Source organism: Tenacibaculum sp. Cn5-46, assembly GCF_022347705.1.
GTDB classification, from domain to species: Bacteria; Bacteroidota; Bacteroidia; order Flavobacteriales; family Flavobacteriaceae; genus Polaribacter; species Polaribacter aiptasiae.
In genome coordinates this window covers 181,268-201,119 of the sequence record NZ_JAKRGD010000006.1, presented here as the reverse complement: position 1 = coordinate 201,119, position 19,852 = coordinate 181,268, and the positions used below count along the sequence as shown (strand labels likewise).

The 19,852-nt window shown below is 27.0% G+C and carries 20 protein-coding genes and 1 tRNA gene; 13 read left to right on the top strand and 8 right to left on the bottom strand.

Going from position 1 to position 19,852, the window contains the following annotated elements; all coding sequences use genetic code 11:
- Window positions 1–80: 80 nt before the first annotated feature.
- Entirely contained in the window at window positions 81–3,167 is a 3,087-nt protein-coding gene (locus MHN29_RS13525) for a M56 family metallopeptidase (protein WP_235275093.1), read from the bottom strand.
- A complete protein-coding gene (locus MHN29_RS13520; protein ID WP_235275092.1) occupies window positions 3,167–3,535 on the bottom strand; it encodes a BlaI/MecI/CopY family transcriptional regulator in 369 nt (122 codons plus the stop codon). The genes MHN29_RS13525 and MHN29_RS13520 overlap by 1 nt, the downstream gene beginning before the upstream one ends.
- A gap of 82 nt (window positions 3,536–3,617) precedes the next feature.
- Between MHN29_RS13520 and MHN29_RS13515 the strand changes: the two genes are divergently transcribed.
- From MHN29_RS13515 to MHN29_RS13505, 3 genes are all read left to right on the top strand, one after another.
- Window positions 3,618–5,057, top strand: coding sequence for a sensor histidine kinase KdpD (locus tag MHN29_RS13515; RefSeq protein WP_235275091.1), 1,440 nt, complete (start codon window positions 3,618–3,620; stop codon window positions 5,055–5,057).
- A gap of 1 nt (window position 5,058) precedes the next feature.
- Window positions 5,059–5,757 carry a response regulator transcription factor gene (locus MHN29_RS13510; protein WP_235275090.1) on the top strand — a complete coding sequence of 233 codons (699 nt, stop codon included), beginning with the start codon at window positions 5,059–5,061 and terminating at the stop codon, window positions 5,755–5,757.
- Between the two features lie 102 nt (window positions 5,758–5,859).
- Complete coding sequence (locus MHN29_RS13505) at window positions 5,860–6,411, top strand: hypothetical protein (protein WP_235275089.1); 552 nt, start codon at window positions 5,860–5,862, stop codon at window positions 6,409–6,411.
- 44 nt (window positions 6,412–6,455) lie between these two features.
- On the opposite strand, the gene MHN29_RS13500 is transcribed toward MHN29_RS13505, so the two are convergent.
- Window positions 6,456–7,844 carry a dipeptidase gene (locus tag MHN29_RS13500; RefSeq protein WP_235275088.1) on the bottom strand — a complete coding sequence of 463 codons (1,389 nt, stop codon included), beginning with the start codon at window positions 7,842–7,844 and terminating at the stop codon, window positions 6,456–6,458.
- 100 nt (window positions 7,845–7,944) lie between these two features.
- Between MHN29_RS13500 and MHN29_RS13495 the strand changes: the two genes are divergently transcribed.
- The 6 genes from MHN29_RS13495 to MHN29_RS13470 all read left to right on the top strand — a co-directional run bounded on the left by MHN29_RS13495 (window position 7,945) and on the right by MHN29_RS13470 (window position 12,604).
- Window positions 7,945–8,026 (top strand) — tRNA-Leu (locus MHN29_RS13495).
- 56 nt (window positions 8,027–8,082) lie between these two features.
- The gene (locus tag MHN29_RS13490; RefSeq protein ID WP_235275087.1) at window positions 8,083–9,372 is read left to right on the top strand and encodes a tyrosine-type recombinase/integrase; all 1,290 of its coding nucleotides are present in this window, start codon (window positions 8,083–8,085) and stop codon (window positions 9,370–9,372) included.
- Between the two features lie 173 nt (window positions 9,373–9,545).
- Entirely contained in the window at window positions 9,546–10,043 is a 498-nt protein-coding gene (locus MHN29_RS13485) for a hypothetical protein (RefSeq protein ID WP_235275086.1), read from the top strand.
- Between the two features lie 2 nt (window positions 10,044–10,045).
- Window positions 10,046–10,477 (top strand): helix-turn-helix transcriptional regulator, encoded by a 432-nt coding sequence (locus MHN29_RS13480; RefSeq protein ID WP_235275085.1) that lies wholly within the window; start codon window positions 10,046–10,048, stop codon window positions 10,475–10,477.
- Window positions 10,467–10,940, top strand: coding sequence for a hypothetical protein (locus MHN29_RS13475; protein WP_235275084.1), 474 nt, complete (start codon window positions 10,467–10,469; stop codon window positions 10,938–10,940). Before MHN29_RS13480 ends, MHN29_RS13475 begins: the two co-directional genes overlap by 11 nt.
- A 749-nt stretch (window positions 10,941–11,689) precedes the next feature.
- Window positions 11,690–12,604 carry a DUF2971 domain-containing protein gene (locus tag MHN29_RS13470; protein WP_235275083.1) on the top strand — a complete coding sequence of 305 codons (915 nt, stop codon included), beginning with the start codon at window positions 11,690–11,692 and terminating at the stop codon, window positions 12,602–12,604.
- A 307-nt stretch (window positions 12,605–12,911) separates the two neighbouring features.
- On the opposite strand, the gene MHN29_RS13465 is transcribed toward MHN29_RS13470, so the two are convergent.
- Window positions 12,912–13,217 carry a hypothetical protein gene (locus MHN29_RS13465; protein WP_235275082.1) on the bottom strand — a complete coding sequence of 102 codons (306 nt, stop codon included), beginning with the start codon at window positions 13,215–13,217 and terminating at the stop codon, window positions 12,912–12,914.
- 338 nt (window positions 13,218–13,555) lie between these two features.
- Here MHN29_RS13465 and MHN29_RS13460 point away from each other — a divergent pair, with 338 nt between their 5' ends.
- Window positions 13,556–14,050: a hypothetical protein gene (locus MHN29_RS13460; protein ID WP_235275081.1), complete on the top strand. Its 495-nt coding sequence runs from the start codon at window positions 13,556–13,558 to the stop codon at window positions 14,048–14,050.
- A 279-nt stretch (window positions 14,051–14,329) separates the two neighbouring features.
- On the opposite strand, the gene MHN29_RS13455 is transcribed toward MHN29_RS13460, so the two are convergent.
- From MHN29_RS13455 to MHN29_RS13445, 3 genes are all read right to left on the bottom strand, one after another.
- Window positions 14,330–15,307 carry a hypothetical protein gene (locus tag MHN29_RS13455; RefSeq protein WP_235275080.1) on the bottom strand — a complete coding sequence of 326 codons (978 nt, stop codon included), beginning with the start codon at window positions 15,305–15,307 and terminating at the stop codon, window positions 14,330–14,332.
- A gap of 99 nt (window positions 15,308–15,406) precedes the next feature.
- Entirely contained in the window at window positions 15,407–16,441 is a 1,035-nt protein-coding gene (locus tag MHN29_RS13450; RefSeq protein WP_235275079.1) for a DUF4365 domain-containing protein, read from the bottom strand.
- 289 nt (window positions 16,442–16,730) lie between these two features.
- On the bottom strand, window positions 16,731–16,943 hold the full coding sequence (locus MHN29_RS13445) for a hypothetical protein (RefSeq protein ID WP_235275078.1): 213 nt from the start codon (window positions 16,941–16,943) through the stop codon (window positions 16,731–16,733).
- Window positions 16,944–17,323: 380 nt separating this feature from the next.
- Between MHN29_RS13445 and MHN29_RS13440 the strand changes: the two genes are divergently transcribed.
- Together MHN29_RS13440 and MHN29_RS13435 are read left to right on the top strand one after the other, a co-directional pair.
- Window positions 17,324–17,569: a hypothetical protein gene (locus tag MHN29_RS13440; RefSeq protein WP_235275077.1), complete on the top strand. Its 246-nt coding sequence runs from the start codon at window positions 17,324–17,326 to the stop codon at window positions 17,567–17,569.
- Window positions 17,570–17,671: 102 nt separating this feature from the next.
- Window positions 17,672–18,262: a hypothetical protein gene (locus MHN29_RS13435; RefSeq protein WP_235275076.1), complete on the top strand. Its 591-nt coding sequence runs from the start codon at window positions 17,672–17,674 to the stop codon at window positions 18,260–18,262.
- Between the two features lie 39 nt (window positions 18,263–18,301).
- Here the strand turns inward: MHN29_RS13435 and MHN29_RS13430 are convergent, their stop codons facing one another.
- The gene (locus MHN29_RS13430) at window positions 18,302–18,529 is read right to left on the bottom strand and encodes a hypothetical protein (protein ID WP_235275075.1); all 228 of its coding nucleotides are present in this window, start codon (window positions 18,527–18,529) and stop codon (window positions 18,302–18,304) included.
- 263 nt (window positions 18,530–18,792) lie between these two features.
- Between MHN29_RS13430 and MHN29_RS13425 the strand changes: the two genes are divergently transcribed.
- Window positions 18,793–19,638, top strand: coding sequence for a hypothetical protein (locus tag MHN29_RS13425; protein WP_235275074.1), 846 nt, complete (start codon window positions 18,793–18,795; stop codon window positions 19,636–19,638).
- The last annotated feature ends 214 nt before the right edge of the window (window positions 19,639–19,852 follow it).

Here is a 19,852-nt window from a genome sequence, read left to right as displayed (position 1 = left end):
TATAAGCTTATACAATAAGAACGATAGTTTGAAAAGAATGTTACAAAAAAGCCTCACATTGTGAGGCTTTTAACATAATTTTATTTTCTACTAGTAGCATAAATAGCCTTAGAGTTGTCTTTTGCTTTTACCACATAAATGCTTTCTATTTTATTAGGGACTAATTTTTCTATGTCTTCCTTAGCAACTAATTGTTTATTTAGATAGTATTTATCAATTGAAGAGCTATTCTTAAAAATAGAATTAATTTTCCTTTCTGTAGCAAATTGCTTACTTGTAGCATATATAGAGTTAGGCTTACCTTTTTCTCTTTTTACATAAATGCTTTCTATTTTATTTGAAGGAATTTTATCTAATTGAGCTTTAGTAATAGGTTTATTATTTAAATAATAACGAGTATTTTTAGAAGATCCTTTCGGAAGTTGTAAAATTTCCTCATTAGTCAACTTATCTATTTTGTCAATACTAACTTTTTTTTGTGAAGAAGCATATTTTTTAGTAGTAAACTTTATTACTTTTTTATTGTTAACGTCTTTTGTTACAACTCTCAAATCTTTAGTATTCTTCGTTATTTTAATTACCTCTTCATGACTTACTTTCTTATTATTGAAAAAGTAGGTAGCTTTTGGATATCTAAAAACAAACTCTTTAGCAGTCATTGGAGCTGGCGGAGGAGGTATCATTGAAGTTTCTCCTTTTTTTACAAAATTAGAAGGTGCTGACGTTGGTGTGCTTGCTGAATGTTCTTTTTTAACTTTAATCGATACTGGTTTTGGTGGAGGAGGCGGTAGAAGTTTTTTATCCTCTTCAGTCAATTCATTTCTTAATTTATAATAAGTTGAATTGTTTTTTGTAATTGCTACATATGGATCAATTGGATTTATTGCTCTTCTAACCCTTTTTTTATCAGTTCTAGATAGTTTAAAGTACAAAGACCCAAGCTTTGAGAATGTATTATCTAATTGTGCTTTCCTCTTTTTTGAACTGTTAATATAATGAGGCTTTTGATTTCTTAGTTTTTCATATGAATTATTTAATGAGTGATATTTTTTTACAGATTCACTATTTTGTTGTTTCCAGTTGTCATAATTTTTAACAGCTTTTTTATTTTGAGCATCAAAATAAGTATGAGTACTTAATGAATATTGGTACGACTGAGGAAACTTTTTACTGCGTGCATTATTGTACACAAAACTTCCTGAAAATGTAGCAAAATCGTTGTTGTTATATTTATTTAAAACGTCATTATTAACGTGTTTTCCATCAATCCAAATAGCATACTCTTTTCCATTTTTTAATTTTTCTAGTAAATTTTTGGAAACTTTTTTCTTTTTTAAAGTTAAAGGCGGTGGAGGTGGAAGTTGTCTTTTTTCTTCATCCGTTAACTCATGATACTTTCTCGTTATTAGTTTTCCATTTTTATCCTTCTTACGTACAATCATATTACGATACCTATATTCTTTATATGACTTTTCAGTTAAAGTATCGTTTTTTATAGTTTTTGTATTTGAAACAGTATTTTTATTGTAAGCTATTTCTAAGTCAACTGGACTTATATTGTCTGTAATACTTTGTTTAGAAGTTTTTCTTTGTTGTTGAAGTTCCTTAAGTAAATTATAACTATTAAAACCTTCTTTTGTCAATAAGTTATAATGATATTGTTGTTTTAACTTAGCATACTTTGAAATTTTTCTTGAAGAAAAAGTAACAAAATCGTTAGTCTTGTATTTATTTAAATCACTATTGTTAACAATAACACCATTAATTCTTACTACATAAACGTCTGCATTTTTAAGATTGTTAAATTCAGATTTAGACAATGCTTTAAAGCTTTCTGGGTTGGTAGGGAAAAGCAACCACTTCTTTTTATAGTAATCAGATAGTTCATGGTATTTTTTAGAAACCTTTTTACCACTTTTATCCTTTATCCAAAAGGTTTGTTTTAAATAATGATACTCTGGTGTAGATTTATAATCTGAATTATTTTTTGTTTCAAGACTTACTGAGCTGGTGTCTCCTAAAATATATTTGTTATCAGTAATGTGTATTTCACTTAAATATTTTTTAGTCAGTATTTTAGTAATGTCTTTTATTAAGGACATTACTACAAGATCCTCATCCGTTTCTATTTTTAAATCCGATTTTTTACCGTTGGTTTCTAGTAAAAACTCCTTTTTTAAATCATCTAATTTAATTAAGCGATTATTTAAATAGTACTTATTGGTTTTTGAATCTATTTTTAAAATAGGTGTTTTAAAATCTTTAGAAATTTCAGCCTCTAAAAGTGCTGAGTTATCTATTTTTTCATAGATTTCTACTCTTTCTGCAAACGCGTAGATACTTCCAGTTAATAGCGGAATTACCGCCAGTTTTTTAAGCCAATTATTGACTTTTGATGTTTTAGTGCTCATCATAACTAATCGTTTTTTTGTTAATGAATAATTCAAATTACTGGCCAAGTAATAGTCGTTGTTCCAAGTAGCTTTATTCAGTAATAAATATTGATACTCAGAAATATTTTTATAGTTATTTATCACCTCTCCGTCGGCAATAAATTCATGATTCAATTGAATTGATTTTTTTAAGAAATAAAATAAAGGGTTAAACCAAAAGACAATTCTTAGTATTTCAATAAGTAATACATCTATAGTGTGTCTTTGGGTTACATGTGTTAATTCGTGTGTAAATAATTCGTCTTCTATTTTTTGAGAATTGTATTCTTCTTTATTTATAAAAATGTAATTCCAAAAAGTATATGGGCTTATAAGATCATCAACTAAAATAAGGTGTGCTTTATCTATTGTAACTTTTATATTAGAGGTTATCTTTTTATATATTCTATATAGATTATACCCGAATCGAATGGTTAAAAGAAGTGAAATAAAAACTGAAAAACCTAAGGCTATATTCCAATAATTAATAGGTGATTCTTGTGAAGTTTCTGGTTCCATATCAACAATTGTATAATTCAGCATTGCTGGAGCTTCAGTAACCTCAATAGAAACTTGTGTATAAATAACAAATAAAGGGGCTACAAAAGAAAATACGATACTTCCTAGTAAATAGAACCGATTAAATTGATGTATTTTTTCGCGCTCTAGTACTAAATGATAAAAGAGTAGCAATACTGCTAAACAAATACCAGATTTAATTAAATAGCTAGCCATTATTGTTGTTTTTTAATTTGATTATCAATAATGTTTTTTAATTCCTCCAATTCGGTAATCGATAAATCTGTTTCAGCAGTAAAAAACGATGCAAACTGACTTGCAGAATTATTAAAGAAGTTTTTAATTAACCCATTAACATGTTTAGAAAAGTAATCTGATTTTTTAACCTTAGGATAGTACTCTCTAGATTTCCCAAAAAGTTTATAATCAATAAAGCCTTTGTCCTTCATTCTTTTTAATAAAGTAGCTACAGTTGTGGTAGCTGGTTTAGGCTCTGGAAATTCTGCTAGCAAATCTTTCATAAAAGCTTTGTCTAGTTTCCATAATAATTGCATTACTTGTTCTTCAGTTTTTGATAATTGCATCTCTACATGTTTAGAATTAACTCTACAAATGTAGAGATAAAATTTAATTCTACAAGTGTAGAGTTAAAATATTTTTATGTTAATGAGATTTCTGTTAACGGTTAATGCAAGGTTAACGGTCTATAAACATGCGTTTTTACAAGAAGTTTACACTATTTTTGGAGTAATGAAAGGAAGAATAAACATATTAATAATTGTATCAATAATAGCTATTGTAACCTTATCTACAATACAATATTCATTAATAAAAAACACTTTTACGTTGCAACGTGACTTGTTTTTTAATGAAGTAAAAAAGGATTTAGCATTTATAGAAACAGATGATAGCCCTGATTGGGATACCAAATATTTAGTAAAACTTAAAAAAGATGCTCAAAACTATAAAGAAGGAAAAATTACAAAGGGAGAATTGCTTGAAAGCTTTTCTCTTCATAGAGATAGTATAAATAAAGAGTTTGTAACTTACTTTGAAGAGAAAATAAGAACAAAGAAATTACTATTCCCTGTAGATTTTCAAAAAGAAATTACTTCAGTTATTCTATTGGGTAAAGTAAATGATACAATACTAAATAATGAATCGGTTTTATTATATGGTAAAGAGCTAAATCCAAAAACACGTTTCTTTTATAATAAAAGTGACTGGGAAACTGTGAGTAAAACAGTTAATGAAGGCAGTGAAAAAAATAATATTGGTTTTAAAATAAAAACCAGAAGCTATATAGATATTATAAATTGGAAGAGCGAAATCTTTAAACGTATGTTTTGGGTGCTTTTGCTAAGTTTTTTGTCAATAATAGCAGTAATTGGGTTGTTTACTTATGCGTTGTATAGCTTGGTAAAACAGAAAAAGAATGCTGATATTAAAACCGATTTTGTAAATAATATTACACACGAATTAAAGACGCCTTTAGCTACTTTAAGTATTGCAACAAAAACATTGCAGCAGAAAAATATAGCGGAGAATAAAGAAATATTTCAATCGGTGATTAGTACAATTAATAGGCAGCGTGTTCGATTGCAAAATTTAATAGATCAAGTGGTGAATAACTCACTGGGATTTGAACAAATAAATCTGCATAAGGAAAACATAGTTCTTCAATATCATTTAAAAAACTTGATTGACGATTATAAAACTCAAAAGGAGGAACTAACTATCTCGTTTGAATGTTCTAAACCTGAGATAAATTTAAACTTAGATGTTTTTCATTTTAATACAGCTATTTTAAATTTATTAGACAATGCTGTTAAATATGGAGGAGTAACAATAGATATTAGGCTGAAAAAAGAAAACAACCATGGTGTGTTAATAATAAAAGATAATGGTATTGGGATTGCGAAAAGGAATCACAAAAAAATATTTGATAAATTTTATAGAGTAAACAATACAACCATACATAATGTAAAGGGTTTAGGCTTAGGGTTGTATTATGTAAAGCAAATTGTAAAAGCACATCAAGGAGCTATTCAAATAGATAGTGAGCTAGAAAAAGGTACAACCATAACAATTAAAATTCCTGTGTAAGATGAAAAAAGTATTATTGGCTGAAGATGATATCGATTTTGGAAATATTTTAAAGCAGTATTTAACGTTGCATAACTTCAATGTTACTTGGGCAAAGAATGGAGAAGAGGCATTGCAGATAGCTATGGATGAAACATTTGATATTTGTGTTTTTGATGTGATGATGCCTAAGTTAGACGGTTTTTCATTGGCAGAAAAGGTAATAGAAAAGCATCCAGAAGTTCCATTTATCTTTTTAACGGCACGTAACCAAAAGGAGGATAAAATTAAAGGACTGAAACTAGGTGCAGACGATTATATCATTAAACCTTTTGAAGCTGACGAACTTATTCTCAGGCTACAAAATATTATAAAAAGGAGTCAACAAAGCAATACGAATATAGTTATAACAGATAGCTTTAAAATTGGAAATTACGATTTTAATCCACAAAAGCTAACATTAAAATTGCAGGACAATACACAAAGATTAACTGAAAAAGAAGCCGAATTAATTCAGTTCTTGTTTACTCATAAAAATCAATTATTAAAAAGAGATGAAATACTGAATGCAGTATGGAATACTGACGATTTTTTCTCAGGGAGAAGTATGGATGTTTTTATAAGCAGACTACGGAAATACTTTAAAGATGATGCGGATATAAAAATTGAAAGCATAAGAGGAGTAGGGTTAGAATTTAAGATAGCTTCTCCAGAAAAATAAACACAATTACATATAAAAATAATAGAATTTCTATAACTCAAAATTATAGAGACAGTCATTTTATTGACTAAAAACAAGGTTTAATTTTAAAAATAAATACACATGAAAACTTTAGTAACAGTAACAATCACAGCAATTTTCTTAACAGCGTTTACATTAAGTGCTCAAACACCACCAACGCCACCTACACCACCGTCAACATCAACAACGCATAGTGTAACACAGAGTACTACTTACACAAATTCATCAAGTAATCATAGTAGTGGTTCAAGTTCCATTTCTGTAAAGAAAACCAATTCAACGTTTAAATTTAGAGCCTCTTATAAAGATGAACTAACAAATAATGTATCGAGATACTTACAAGACAATCTTAAGGGAATGAAGTTTACCAAGACAAATGATTCTACTTTTTGGAAAATTGAAAAAAATGACGAGGAAGCATTTAAATGTAAAGTTTCAGAAGGAGGTGTTAGAATTTTTGTAGATAGAGAATTGACTTCTAAAAAGTTTCAAAACAAGATTGAAAAAATAGTAGAAAACTTAAAATACATTGTAAATAACGAAGATCCTACGAAAGCAAAGGAAAAGCGAGTTAAAGAAGCAGAGAAAGCTTTAGAATTAGCAAAAGAAGCTTACAAGAGAGCAACGAGATAGTATCAAAAGAAAAATCCCACATGTTAGCATGTGGGATTTTTAATTTATTTAGATAACTCTGTAAAGTATTGATAAAAATAAGGAATGGTTTCAATTCCTTTTAAGTAGTTCCAAACACCAAAATGTTCGTTTGGAGAGTGAATCGCATCAGAGTTTAATCCGAATCCCATTAAAATGGTTTTACTTTTTAATTCTTGCTCAAATAAAGCTACAATAGGAATACTTCCTCCGCTACGTTGTGGAATTGGAGTTACACCAAACGTTTCTTGATACGCTTTACTAGCAGCTTGATAACCAATATTGTCTATAGGAGTTACATATCCTTGTCCACCGTGGTGAGGAGTAACAACTACTTTTACCGATTTTGGAGCAATGCTTTCAAAGTGTTTCTTAAACAATTCAGTAATTTCTTCCCAATCTTGCCCAGGAACCAAACGCATAGAAATTTTAGCGTAAGCTTTAGAAGCAATTACAGTTTTGGCACCTTCACCAGTATAACCACCCCAAATTCCGTTTACATCTAAAGTAGGACGAATAGAGTTACGTTCGTTGGTTGTGTAACCAGCTTCCCCATGTACATCATCAATATCTAAGGCATCTTTGTATTCTTGTAAAGAAAAAGGAGCTTTCGCCATTTCGTCGCGCTCTTCTCTAGATAATTCTTCTACTTTATCGTAAAAACCAGGAATGGTAATATGGTTGTTCTGATCGTGTAAAGAAGCAATCATATTCGTTAAAATGTTTATAGGATTTGCTACAGCACCTCCATATAAACCAGAATGTAAGTCACGGTTAGGACCTGTAACTTCAACTTCTACATAACTTAAACCACGTAAACCAGTAGTAATAGATGGAATGTCGTTAGCAATCATTCCGGTATCAGAAATTAAAATAACGTCGTTAGCTAATTTCTCTTTATTTCTAGGTACAAACCAAGCTAAACTTTCAGAACCTACTTCTTCTTCACCTTCAATCATGAACTTTACATTACAAGGTAAATTTCCAGTTGAGGTCATGTATTCTAATGCTTTTACATGCATGTACATTTGTCCTTTGTCGTCGCAAGCACCACGTGCAAAAATAGCCCCTTCAGGATGAATGTCTGTTTTTTTAATTACAGGTTCAAAAGCAGGAGAATCCCATAATTCAATTGGGTCTGCAGGTTGTACATCGTAATGCCCGTAAACTAAAACAGTTGGTAAGTTCGGATCTATAATTTTTTCTCCATAAACAATAGGGTAACCAGGAGTTTCACATATTTCTACGTTATCACATCCAGCTTTTTCTAAGCTATCTTTCACAGCATCAGCTGTATTTAATACATCTTGGTTATAGGCAGGGTCTGCACTTACCGAAGGTATTTTTAATAATTCGATTAGCTCATTGATAAATCTATCTTTATGTTGAGCAATATATTCTTTAACGTTTTGCATGTGTTGTAAATTAGTAAGCATCAAAAATAATAAAAATATTGTGCATGTTCTTTGTAGTTTAGAAGTATTGTTTATATTTGCACCCACAAATTCAAAGTATGCGGGCGTGGTGGAATTGGTAGACACGCTAGACTTAGGATCTAGTGCCGTGAGGTGTGAGAGTTCGAGTCTCTCCGCCCGTACTTAGTCAGAATAATCAATGCTTATAGAGAACATTAACTCTTTAAGCATTTTTTTTATGCCTAATAATAATTTTAAAGTACATGTAAAAGGACATGTAAAGGAGAAAAAAAAAGTATCTTTAAATTCTCGTTTAAAAATTTTAGATACGTTGTTTTCAGACCCAAAAATTTATAAATACCATGAAATTAAAAATGGTAAAAAAGTAGTTAGCACAAAAAAACCATGGCATGTTTATTATTATTTTAGAAATCCGAGTACCGGATTGATGGAAAAATTCATGAAAAAAAGTGGAATTAATAAAGAAACATCAATTAGTAGGAGGAATGCTGCTGCCAAAAATTTACAACGTGCTATAAAAAGATATTTACAAGAAGGTTATAGTCCTTTTGAAGAAATTCAATTTAATAATGATGTTGTTTCTGAAAATTATACTACTATTGAAGCAATAAAAATAGCATTTGAGCATAAAAAAAATAGTTGGAAAGAATCCTCAAAAGATGTGAATACAGTTTATTACAATTCTTTTGTAAAATGGTTAAAAGAAAAAAAAATAGATAAAAAACCAATAAATTATTTAACAAAAAAACATATTTCTTTTTACCTCGGTGATTTGTCTAAACGTTTGAGTAATGTTAGTAGAAATAATCATAAAAGAGTATTGTCAGGTTTATTTAGTGAATTAGTTGAAAAAGATATAATTAAACAAAATTTTATATTAAAAATTAACGATCTTAAGAGTAATGCTAAAAAAAACAAGCCTTTTAATCATAAACAATTAGATGATATTTTGAAGTACATTAAAGAAAATGATCCATATTTATATGATTTTATTAAAGTAATGTGGTATTCTTTTTTAAGGCCTATAGAGATTATTAGGCTTAAAGTCAAAAATGTCGATTTAATCAATAATACAATTGAGGTTGAAAGTAAAACAGAAGATAGAACTTACATAAGATTGGTTAAACCATTACAAAAATATTTCAAAGAATTAGAAATGCAGAATTATACTAGTGATATGTTGATTTACACTAGAGATAATAAAATTGGTTATTGGGAAACTAAAAAAGAAAAATCAAGAGAGGATTGGTTTGGAAGAAAATTCAAAAAGGTAAAAAACCACTTTAATCTTGGTGATGAATATGGTATTTATTCATTTCGCCATACAAGCGCGTTAAGTGTATATTATAATTTTAGGAATGAAGGATTTAGTGAGTTTGAATCTGTTTTAAAGTTACAAGAAATAATGAGGCATAAAGATCAACAGGTAACGAGAAAATATCTAAGAGAAATTGGAGGGCAGTTACCAGAAGATTGGTCAAAAGATTATAATTATGAGGTTTTATAGTCATAGAACTAAGGAAAAACCTTACTAAAAGTAAGGTTTTTCATGAAAACTATTTAATGAAAAACACTACGTTTGCTTAAAGTTATTTTCAAATTAATTCACTTATAAGTTAATTTAATTTAATTTTAACTTGGTATATAAACATAAAGTAATAAATTTGCCTTAACTTAAAAGTGAATAAAAGAAAAGAAGTCATACTAGAATTGTTTGAAGAATATGACAAAGTAAATTATTATACTCTAAAATTTAAAAATAACGAATTATCAGAAGCTGAAACTTTTTTTAGTAATTTTTCAGACACTTCAAAATATGATGATGAAATAATTGAAGATTTACAAATTATGATTACCTTAATTGAGAAAATAGGTAACAATGGAGCTCATGAAAGGTATTTTAGAAGAGCAGGTAAAATAAAAGATAATTTAGCTGAGCTTCCACAAAACATGATAAGTAATAATTTAAGATTATATTGTATTAGACTAAATGAAAACATAGTAATTTTAGGTAACGGAGGAATAAAAAACACCAGAACTTATAATGAAGACCCAACTTTAAATAATTACGTAGAAACCCTACGATTAATAGATCGTTTTTTGTATTCGAGATTAATCTCTAATAGTATTGAAATTAGAGGTAAAAAATTAAAAGGTGGATTAAAATTTTATATTTAGAAATGAAAAAAAGCAGTATTTTAAATAAAATAAGAAAAACTAGAAACAGATATGTTGAAATATTTGTTGGTTATACATTTGATCTTTCTGAAAGAATTCATTTCTTATTAGATCAGAATAATATGGATCAAAAAACTTTAGCTAAAAAATTAGGTAAAAATGAATCTGAAGTAAGCAAATGGTTAGCTGGGTCACATAATTTTACTCTTAAAACCATCGCTAGAATAGAAGATATTTTAGAGGCCAAACTTTTAGAAATACCCAAAGAGGAAAAAAAACTTGTGGAAAAAGAAAAATTCAAAATGTTCTATTTACCACTTAGTCATAATCATAAATATTTTCCTGAAACTGAGATTAAAGAAGTTGATTTTTATTCTATCAAATCAAAAAAAACCAATAAAATAAAAGCTTATTTAACTTATAATGAATGCTAAAAAAAACAAAAATGATGTTATAGTAAGAATTGTAGAAATTAAAGAAATTTCTTTTTCTAATAAATTAAATGATGAAATAATTAATAATTTTTCTGAGAAAGAAATTGGCCTTACACTTGCATTTAAGTTTAATTACTTAAGTGATAAAGATTTATTATCAATAAGTTTTTCTGTTGTTTTTAAACATCTTTCACTCGATATTGAATTTATTCATTTAGAAACCGATACTATATTTGATATTATAAATTACACAGATAAAGAATTTAAATTTGATAAAGAAAACAAAATTATTGATATTGATGATCGATTAACAACTTTTCTTTTATCACAAACTATTGGGTCTACTAGAGGAATGCTTGCTTATAAAATGGCAAGTTTACCTATTAACTTAGTACTGCCTATAATTGACCCTAAGGAAATAATGTCTGAATCTGACAATATAATTACAGAGGAAAAAAAATAATTTTTATTCAAAAAATTTCCATCCATTTAAAAACACTTCAGATGAAGTGTTTTTTTTATATAAAACATTTAACAAATAAGTAAAATAAATTATATGTTGATAAGTTTAAGGAATTTGTTAATAATCAATGCTTTATAATTATGGAAATTCAGAGTATATTTGTGTTAGTACCTCTCTAACTTTTTACAGCCCTATTACCCTATAAATTTTGATTTAAAAAAAAGGATACTCTGCCAAGTATCCTTAAAGAAGATTTGGAAAGTCCAAATCCATTTAATTAAATAAGTATTTAAGATGTCTAAAATAACAAAAACATCAACAAAAACAATTAGAGTAAAAGTTAAAACTTCAAAAGGAACTAAATACGTGCCTTTAAAGGTTAAAACTAAAACTACTTTATATCGATAGTTAAAGTAGTTTTAGTTACAAAAAAAGAATTAAAAAATTATTTTTAATCAACAGTCAATATGATTTTCATATTGACTGTATTTTTATAAATTAAACTATAAGTTTTAAAAATGTTGATAAGTTAGAGTATACAAGAGGATTTTAATCCAAATAAAAATAGGGTAAAAACCTTACTTTTAGTATGGTTTTACGTAGAAATAAAATTCATTTTTGCTTTACATTCGAAAACTCAAAATTATAACGAATACTATATTTGGATAACCGCCATAATTAAAAGAAAAATAACCGCAATGCCTATATTTGGGCGTTAGCTGTAATCATATACAGAAATATCCCAAAAAATGAATTACTTCAAATACACAACATTTGACACTACAAAACTCATTATTGAAAACAAAACCATTAGATGGTCAAGTCCTTTAAAATTTAATGATATCGAAGAATGTCAATTTGTTCCTTATTCTAAAGAAAGTTTTGAAAAGGCGAATCGTGAATATTTGGAAATTCTTGAAAAGATTGCAAAAGATGAAAATGTAGATATAGATTATGAAAAATTAAAACCTATATCTCATATGCTTATCGCAATGATTCGATTATCTATTGAGCGAAATACTTTTAATTCATCGAATATAGTAGATGATGTTCTTAATTTAGTAAGTAATCCTGAAGCCGACTATAGGGAATATATTAATAAGGGATTAATAAGAGTATTTAGAATACTTTGTGTTACAGCTAAGTTTGATAATAAATTAATGTGGGCTCATTATGGAGATCAACATTATGGTTGTGTTATAGAATTATCTAATTTATACATTAATAAGCCACATGGTTTAAGAGAAGGAAGAGTTGATTATCATGAGAATTTATATCCAAAGACAAATTCGTTAGACGTACTTTTATATGGAGAAACTCCAGAAATTAGAGATTTGATGATTCAAGATGTAATTTTTTCTAAAAGGTCAATTTGGAATTATGAAGAAGAGTATAGATTAATGTATTCAGAAAATTTCGGGAACATAAAATTTGAACATAATTTTCAAACTAAAGAGAAATCTTTAATAGCATCTAATCAAACAGATCAACTTTTTACGGATGTACCTATTAGCGAAGATTTTATTAAGTCAATAACCTTTGGTACAAGAGTTACAGATGAAAAAATAATGGAAATGAAAGAACATCTTGAATCTAATAATGTCAATTGTAAATTATTCAAAATGATGTTGATTGGTGAATTATTAGAAAGAATCCCATTGTAAAAAAGACTACAGCTAACAATGTATAAAAAACATAGGGCAGTTTACGCTTAAATTGAAAGTCTCTGCTTATTTATATTTGGCTTAGTACCAATTCGAAGCATATCGCTTATCATCTACCCTACGTTTCTTATACTAATCGTTGATAGTTAGTTCTAAAATGAAATCAAAAACTATAGATTTTCCTTACTTATTTTACGAGTTTCCTTACTAGTCTCAAGCTCTAGTTTTATAAATTGCAATTAAAACTTAAGAACTTTTGAACTCATTCTTAGAGTGTTTTTTATTTTAAACTTGAAAAATTAAAGTTTTATTCTATGTTATCATAATTAAAAGTGTCATATTCGCTATCAGATTTAAACAATCCATTTTTAGGATCAGGAGTTAAATCTATCATTATTTTTTGAGTCAAAATTGTTTTTTCTTCATTGGTCCAAACACCTTGGGTTATATCAATAACTTTCCACCAATTCCTTTTTTCTGAATAATTAGGATTTTCCCAACTCATAATTGCTATTGATTGTCCAATTGTTGGAAGTAACAATGGTAATTCAGAAGTTTTTGAATCAATTACTTCTCCATTATTCCAGAATTCAAAAATATATTTATTTTTCATAATATTTTTTCTTATAATTTTTTAATTATAAATGTGATTTAAAGTTATTATTTTCTAAATCTAACTCGACGTATCTCTACAAATATATTGTTTATTCAATAGATTTTTAATACAAATTTCATCAGCGAAATTTAACCTTAATAAAATATGGTAAAACATTACTTTTAGTACGGTTTTCCGTAGAGTTAAGTTTTAATTTTAGTTTACCTTCGTAAGATTGAAAACTCTATCGTTATTCAATCTACTAAAAATAAAAAGTGTCTTCGATATATTGTCTTAAAATACATTTTTTAATCAATATATTTAAATAATAATTTATGCATTTTAATTCAATATTTATGATTAAGAAAATATTCATTATTTTTTTTCTATTATGTACAGTTGCTCATAGTCAAGAGAACTTAAAAATTAATAATCTAGGAGCTGAAATAAATTTATTAAATGACAAAATCCTAGAATTAAAAGAGCAAATTAATACTGAAATTAGAAATGAAGGCTTTATTTTAACAGTAAAAAAAAGAAGTAAATATTCAAAACTTCATTTAAAGAAGAAAAAATTTGGAGAGACAATTGATACTATAAAAGAAGGACAAAAAATAAAAATTATAGGAAAAGAAATAGGGGCTTATAAAGTTAAATATAAAAATAAAATAGGGTATTTGGATAGTTTTGTGTTAAAACTGGAGGACTCATCAGCTCTTAATTATTTAAAATATAAAAGCGAAAATAAAGGGTATTCTGGTTCTACGAAATCTAATTATGTTAAAGGTTACTTTAGAAAAACAAAATCAGGAAAAAGAGTATACGTAAAGGGACATTATAGGAAAAATTAGAAGTAAATAAACCTATCAATAATTTTTACTTTCCACAGATCAACACCTAACAAGTGTTGATTTTTTTATTTTAAATACTATAGTTTTCGATTTCATTTTATGACTGTCAATGTTTAGTGTAAGAAACGTAGGGCAGTTGATAAGCGATACGTTTCGGATTGGTACTAAACCAAATATAAATATTTTGCTTTTATCATTTTCGTAAACGCCAAATTTTATATTTGGTGATTTTGTAAATAAACACAGATCTTACGGAAAGCCTAAATTGCCTTATGTTTTTTATACCTTGTTAGCACCTGTCTTTTTATTTTCAGTTTCGAATTTTTCGATTTCAAGATTTATTTTATCCAACCATTTGTCTACTTCCTTTTTTTGGGGTAGAACTATTGTTGAGACTCCTCCGTGATACATTCCAAAGTCATCTACTATTAAAAACTTCCCTCTTTTAAGATGAAATAAAGGGTTAAAATCTTTTCTCACATTTTTTACAAAAGCGTTAAGCTTAATAATGTAGTCGGACAATAAGAAAAAATTCTTTTTTGCCCACAACATATTTCTTTGAGATATAAAATGATAATTAGGATTGGGAAAGATTTGTTTGTAACTGGTATCTTCCTTGTAAAATTCAAAATCTGGAGCTGAATTTGTAGCGTGTTTAAGAAAATGATGAATATATTTAGAAAAGGATTCCATCATATCTTTTATAGATTCTTCTAATTCTTTATTTGCTTCAGGCCAATCAGTTGCTAATAATCTTTCTTCTATATAATCTCCCGCATCTATTAAATCATTATGAATTATATTCCGAACAGCATTGCCTATATACCAATTATATTGGTCTAACTTTAAATAAGAATTTAAATTATCAATAATATTAGAGTACACTAAATTTTCAGGTGTTACGGAAGTTGAAGTTAATGATTCTTCAACCCATAGTTCGTGTTCATCCTTTATTTGATGAAGTATTTCAATTGGCCAATTATCTTCGTCTTTATCAATAATTTTATGATGATGAGAACAGAGTAAAATTAAATTAGAGTATTTATTTCTTTCCTCAATCGGCAATTTGCTTATTCCTCTAGGCGATTTTGCATTGTTTTTTTCGCCAACAATGTGACACATTTCACCAAGTGTAACAGAATCAGTAACATCGGATTTATCAAAAGTAAGTTTTCTACGACAATCCGACATTGAGCATCTGGCAGCAGCTCTTCCCCAAAGTATTTTTTGCTCTTTTGAATTTATTGTACTACTCATTTTTTTTGATTGGTGCTAATGGTCTCGGCTAAACGCAGTAGCGACCGAATGGGAGCTATTGCCGTTTTAGCCATTGTTGCATACTGCCTTTTTTCTTTTTCACCCATACGGGTTTATCCATTTATATTCCTTTATTTGATTTACAATCTCTGGTATAAACCAAGATTCTTTTATTTCCAATTTGCTCAAAAAATATGAACTCTTTTCTGCTTTATAATAAGCATAAATCAAAGCGGAACTATGTTTAATAGACAGTTCGATGTTTTCATCAAGCATTATACTTTCTAATATTGTATTAATGTTCCCCACTTTAGATATTATTGCTTCTACTGATTGACCAATAGTACCTCTTGTTATTCCTGTTTCTTCGTCAATTAGTGAAAGAAGCTTGACTACCATTTCTTTATCAAATTGGTTAATTTCACTTAATGCATATTCTTTAATTTCCTCACTTATTGTGTCTCCTCTATACCAAATATCGGGATGCCAAGGAATATGAGCTAAATAATAAATCAAGCTATTCGGAATTTCTTCAGCTTGTTTTTGTTTCACCAGTTTTATGAATAATTCCCATACTTTTCTTTCGTTCACATATTTGCGAAATAGAACAACCATTCCCAAAGTGAATTCGGCATTATGTTCAGATTCAAAGAATGAAAGAGCTTCTTCAAATGGAATAACAGGTACTTCATTTAGATTAAAAGGGAGAAAGATTCTATTAAAATTTAGTAAATCGAATTCATTAGTTCTATTTGCTGGATATTTAATTATTGAAACTTTCCCATTTGCTTCAAAGTACTTTTTTATATCTACCCAATATCCTTTTTTTAATTCATGAATATAAACCAGTCCAAAAACTGGCAATGGATATTTACTCCAGTATTCAAAATGGCTTTTTACTGGAATTATACATTCTTTATTCTTCTCGTTGAAATATGATAATCCTGATTTTATTTGAAGAGCAATGCTTTTGTTTGCTGGTTTTTCATCTCTTATGAATTCAATTATTCCGTCAATTCCTAAATCATTTTCTTGCTCTATTTTATGAAAAATACAACCTGATTCTTCAACAATGTTTTTTACATAGTTGACTCCAAGTTTTGCTGTAATATTTGTCTTTTTATATTTCGGCATTTATTTTTTTCTTCTTGGTTGCATGCAACGCCCAAATATAGGCATTGCGGTTATTTTTCTTTTAATTATGGCGGTTATCCAAATATAGTATAAATACATAAAAAACTATAGTTTTCATATTTTAAGAACTAAAAAAAGAAAAGAAGTAATCTACCCCTAGGATACTTCTTTTCTTTTTAGATATAATATATAACCCCTATTTATTATATGTCCATAAAATTAAAGATGAATAGTATTAATCAAGTAAAATAAAGGTTAAAGAAAAATTAAATTATTAACTATATTAGAGTTAAGGTATTTTAAATTTATCTATTTTATTAATTAAATGAGTGAAGTTTTCAAGAAGAACAGTATCATTTTTGAAACGAAGTTTAAAAACTACTCTATATACATCAACAGTTACCGGATAAACTTGCAAATAAATTTTTGATGAATATGGATGATTTTCAAAAAACTCGTAAAAATCATTTAAACGTTTTTTTTCAATAAAAATAAAATTCATGTAACTAAAATACAAATAATTATGAGTAATTAATAATATAAAAAGCCATGTTTAAAACATGGCAATATTATAAAATAATTAATTCAAATCTCTTTGTAATAATAAACACGAGATAAAACTATAAACTTTACTCGTTAAATAAGTAAATAAAAGATTAATTAGATGTTAAGATTTATATTACAAATTCCAGTATTTGAAAAACTTATTTGATGATATAAATAGCTATGAAGTTGATTTAAAATTATTTTCACTGAATAATACCTATTTAATTATAAAGTAAAATTCAAGATAAAGGTTTGTTATCTTAATAAAATAGGTTCTTAAAGGTTTAAAAGTTTGAAGTTTATTATAAATAATTATTGTAAATTTAAAATAAAAACATGAGTTTAAATGAAATCAATGAATTATATAGTAAAGCTCAAAATAGTTTAGCATATTTAACCTCTAAGGTTATAAGAAGTCGACATTCAAAGAAAGAAAGAATGTTTTTTTTATATAATTTGAAAGAGCCACTTACTAAAGGTACTTTAATTAGAATTAAGAAAATTGCTTTGGAAAACGAGGACTATGAAACTTGTGAGGTAATTAAAATATATGCAAGAGATAATAATATAGTAATTGATTAAATAGTTGAGATAAGTTAAAAAAGTATTACATGTGACCGTAACATTTTATATATTATTACATCTAATATTTTTAGATTAAACAATCTAGTTAAAAAATATTGTATGGTTAATAAATTAATTAATTTAAAAGGTTCATTTACTAAGACGTTACTATTGGAGGATAATTCATTATGGTTTAGTTCAGAAAAATTTACAGATGAAATTTCATTGAAATCTATAATAGATAAGAATACAAGTAAACCCCTTAATGGTAATATTCATTATGCTTTGATAGAAAAAATTGAAATGAATGAAGACTCCAAGAAGATAAAATTAAAGTATAAAGGGGAAGATGATGAAACAATCAGTTTTATTTTTGAGAGCATAGAGTTAGCACATAAAATAGGTGAATTCATAGCAGGCAAAACATTATTAAAAAAAAGTATTAAAATTGAGAGTAGTTTAAAAAAATTGCTTTATGAAAATAATATTATTTGGGTTCTAATTACAATTTTAATAACTTTTTTGGTCTATTTTAAATTTTTTATGATTGGATTTTATGAAAAAGGAAAATTGTTTAGAATTTTAACCCTTATGCATGATTCTATAGGTACTAAAGGGATACTTATTGTAGGTTTTCTAATAACAAGTTATTTTGTGATTAAGATTTTTAGAAGGTTTTCAAAAACAGTAAACGATATTATCTTTCAATAGATTAATATTCTGAATCGTATTTATGTCTACAAATTAGAATTAAGAATCAAGAGATTTAATCCAGTCAGATAATTGATAAAGGTCATCAAATGATTCTATTAATTCATTATTAGAGTTGTAAATTTCTAATGGAGGGTGTAATTTATGTGATTTAGCTCTATATGTTATAGTTCTTTTTTTAAAATCATAATGTAAAATATCTTTAGGAACCTCAATATCTGGTCTATATCTGAACCCTAAGCTTAATAAAAAAGAATGGAAAATCATAAAACAAAAGTAGAAAAATATGGTTGTAAAAAAAAGCCATACTTGAGTATGGCAATTTCATAATGAAGGGTCTAAGGATATATATAAACAACTAGTTGAAAATCAAAAATATAAAAAAGGAATGAATAGAATGATTTTTTGATAAACTATAGTTAATAAGTTAAATTAAAAGGCTAGAAAAAGTTCATTAACATAAAATCATAATGAAAATTATCAATATATTTGAGTGAGAAAAATGGAAAATATTCATACTTAAAACTTTTATGAGCGGTAAAAAAATTGAAGTAATTAGAGAGAACATTACATTAATTTATTTTGGTTTAGTTTGTGTTGGTTATGCAAGCAAATTTCATTTTTACGATTATTTTAATATTGATATAGAGAATTATTTAACTCTACAAGAAATTATATTTAGTTTTTTACCAATAACTTCATTTGTTTTAACTTTGGTTTTAATAATTGTTTTATTAGGATCGATAAATGTTTATGACGAATCTTTAAATGAAAATAAGGAATCAACTAAAGGTTTACTTTTTAAATTCAATAGGAAAAACAAGTTTTTTAAAATTTCAATTCTCCTTTCTGCCTTTTTTTTAGGTTTACCAATTTATTCAACCCATACAGGCTATTATTTACCTAATTGGATTGTCATTATTATAATGTTATTGTCATTATTAGTTCATGTTGCAATAATCATTCATAACTATAATAATGAGCAAATAAATTCTAAAAACATTAGTTATTATATATTAATAATTATCTCATTATTTTTATTGTATTCGTTTAATGTAAATAGAATTAAAGCAAAAGAGATTTTAAAAGGAAAAGTAAATAAGACAATTGTAATTGAATCAAAAAATGACACAATTAAATCTTCAAAAGATATTGTTTATATTGGAGAAACAAACAATTATTTTTTTTTTAGAAACAGAAAAAGCAGCTTTAATTTAATTATTAAAAAAAGTGATTACAATATTGTAAAAATAAAAAACACCTTGTTCCAACAAAAAAGCAACAGTTTGCAACAAAATCAGCAACAAAAAACACCTTATTGTAACAAAACAGCAACAAAACTCCAACAAAATTGCAACAAAACTCCAACAAAATGAATTTAAGGAGGATACTCCGAAAACCCTATAAACACTGGGTTTTTTGCAAACTGTTGCAACAGACATCAACAAAAATCCAACAAAATTGCAACAAAATTGCAACAAAATTTAGAGCCTGCAACAAAAGTGCAACAGACATTAACAGTTTTGCAACAGTATTAAAAATAAAAAACCCACTCTAAGATTGAGTGGGAAAATTGCTATGAAAAAGAAA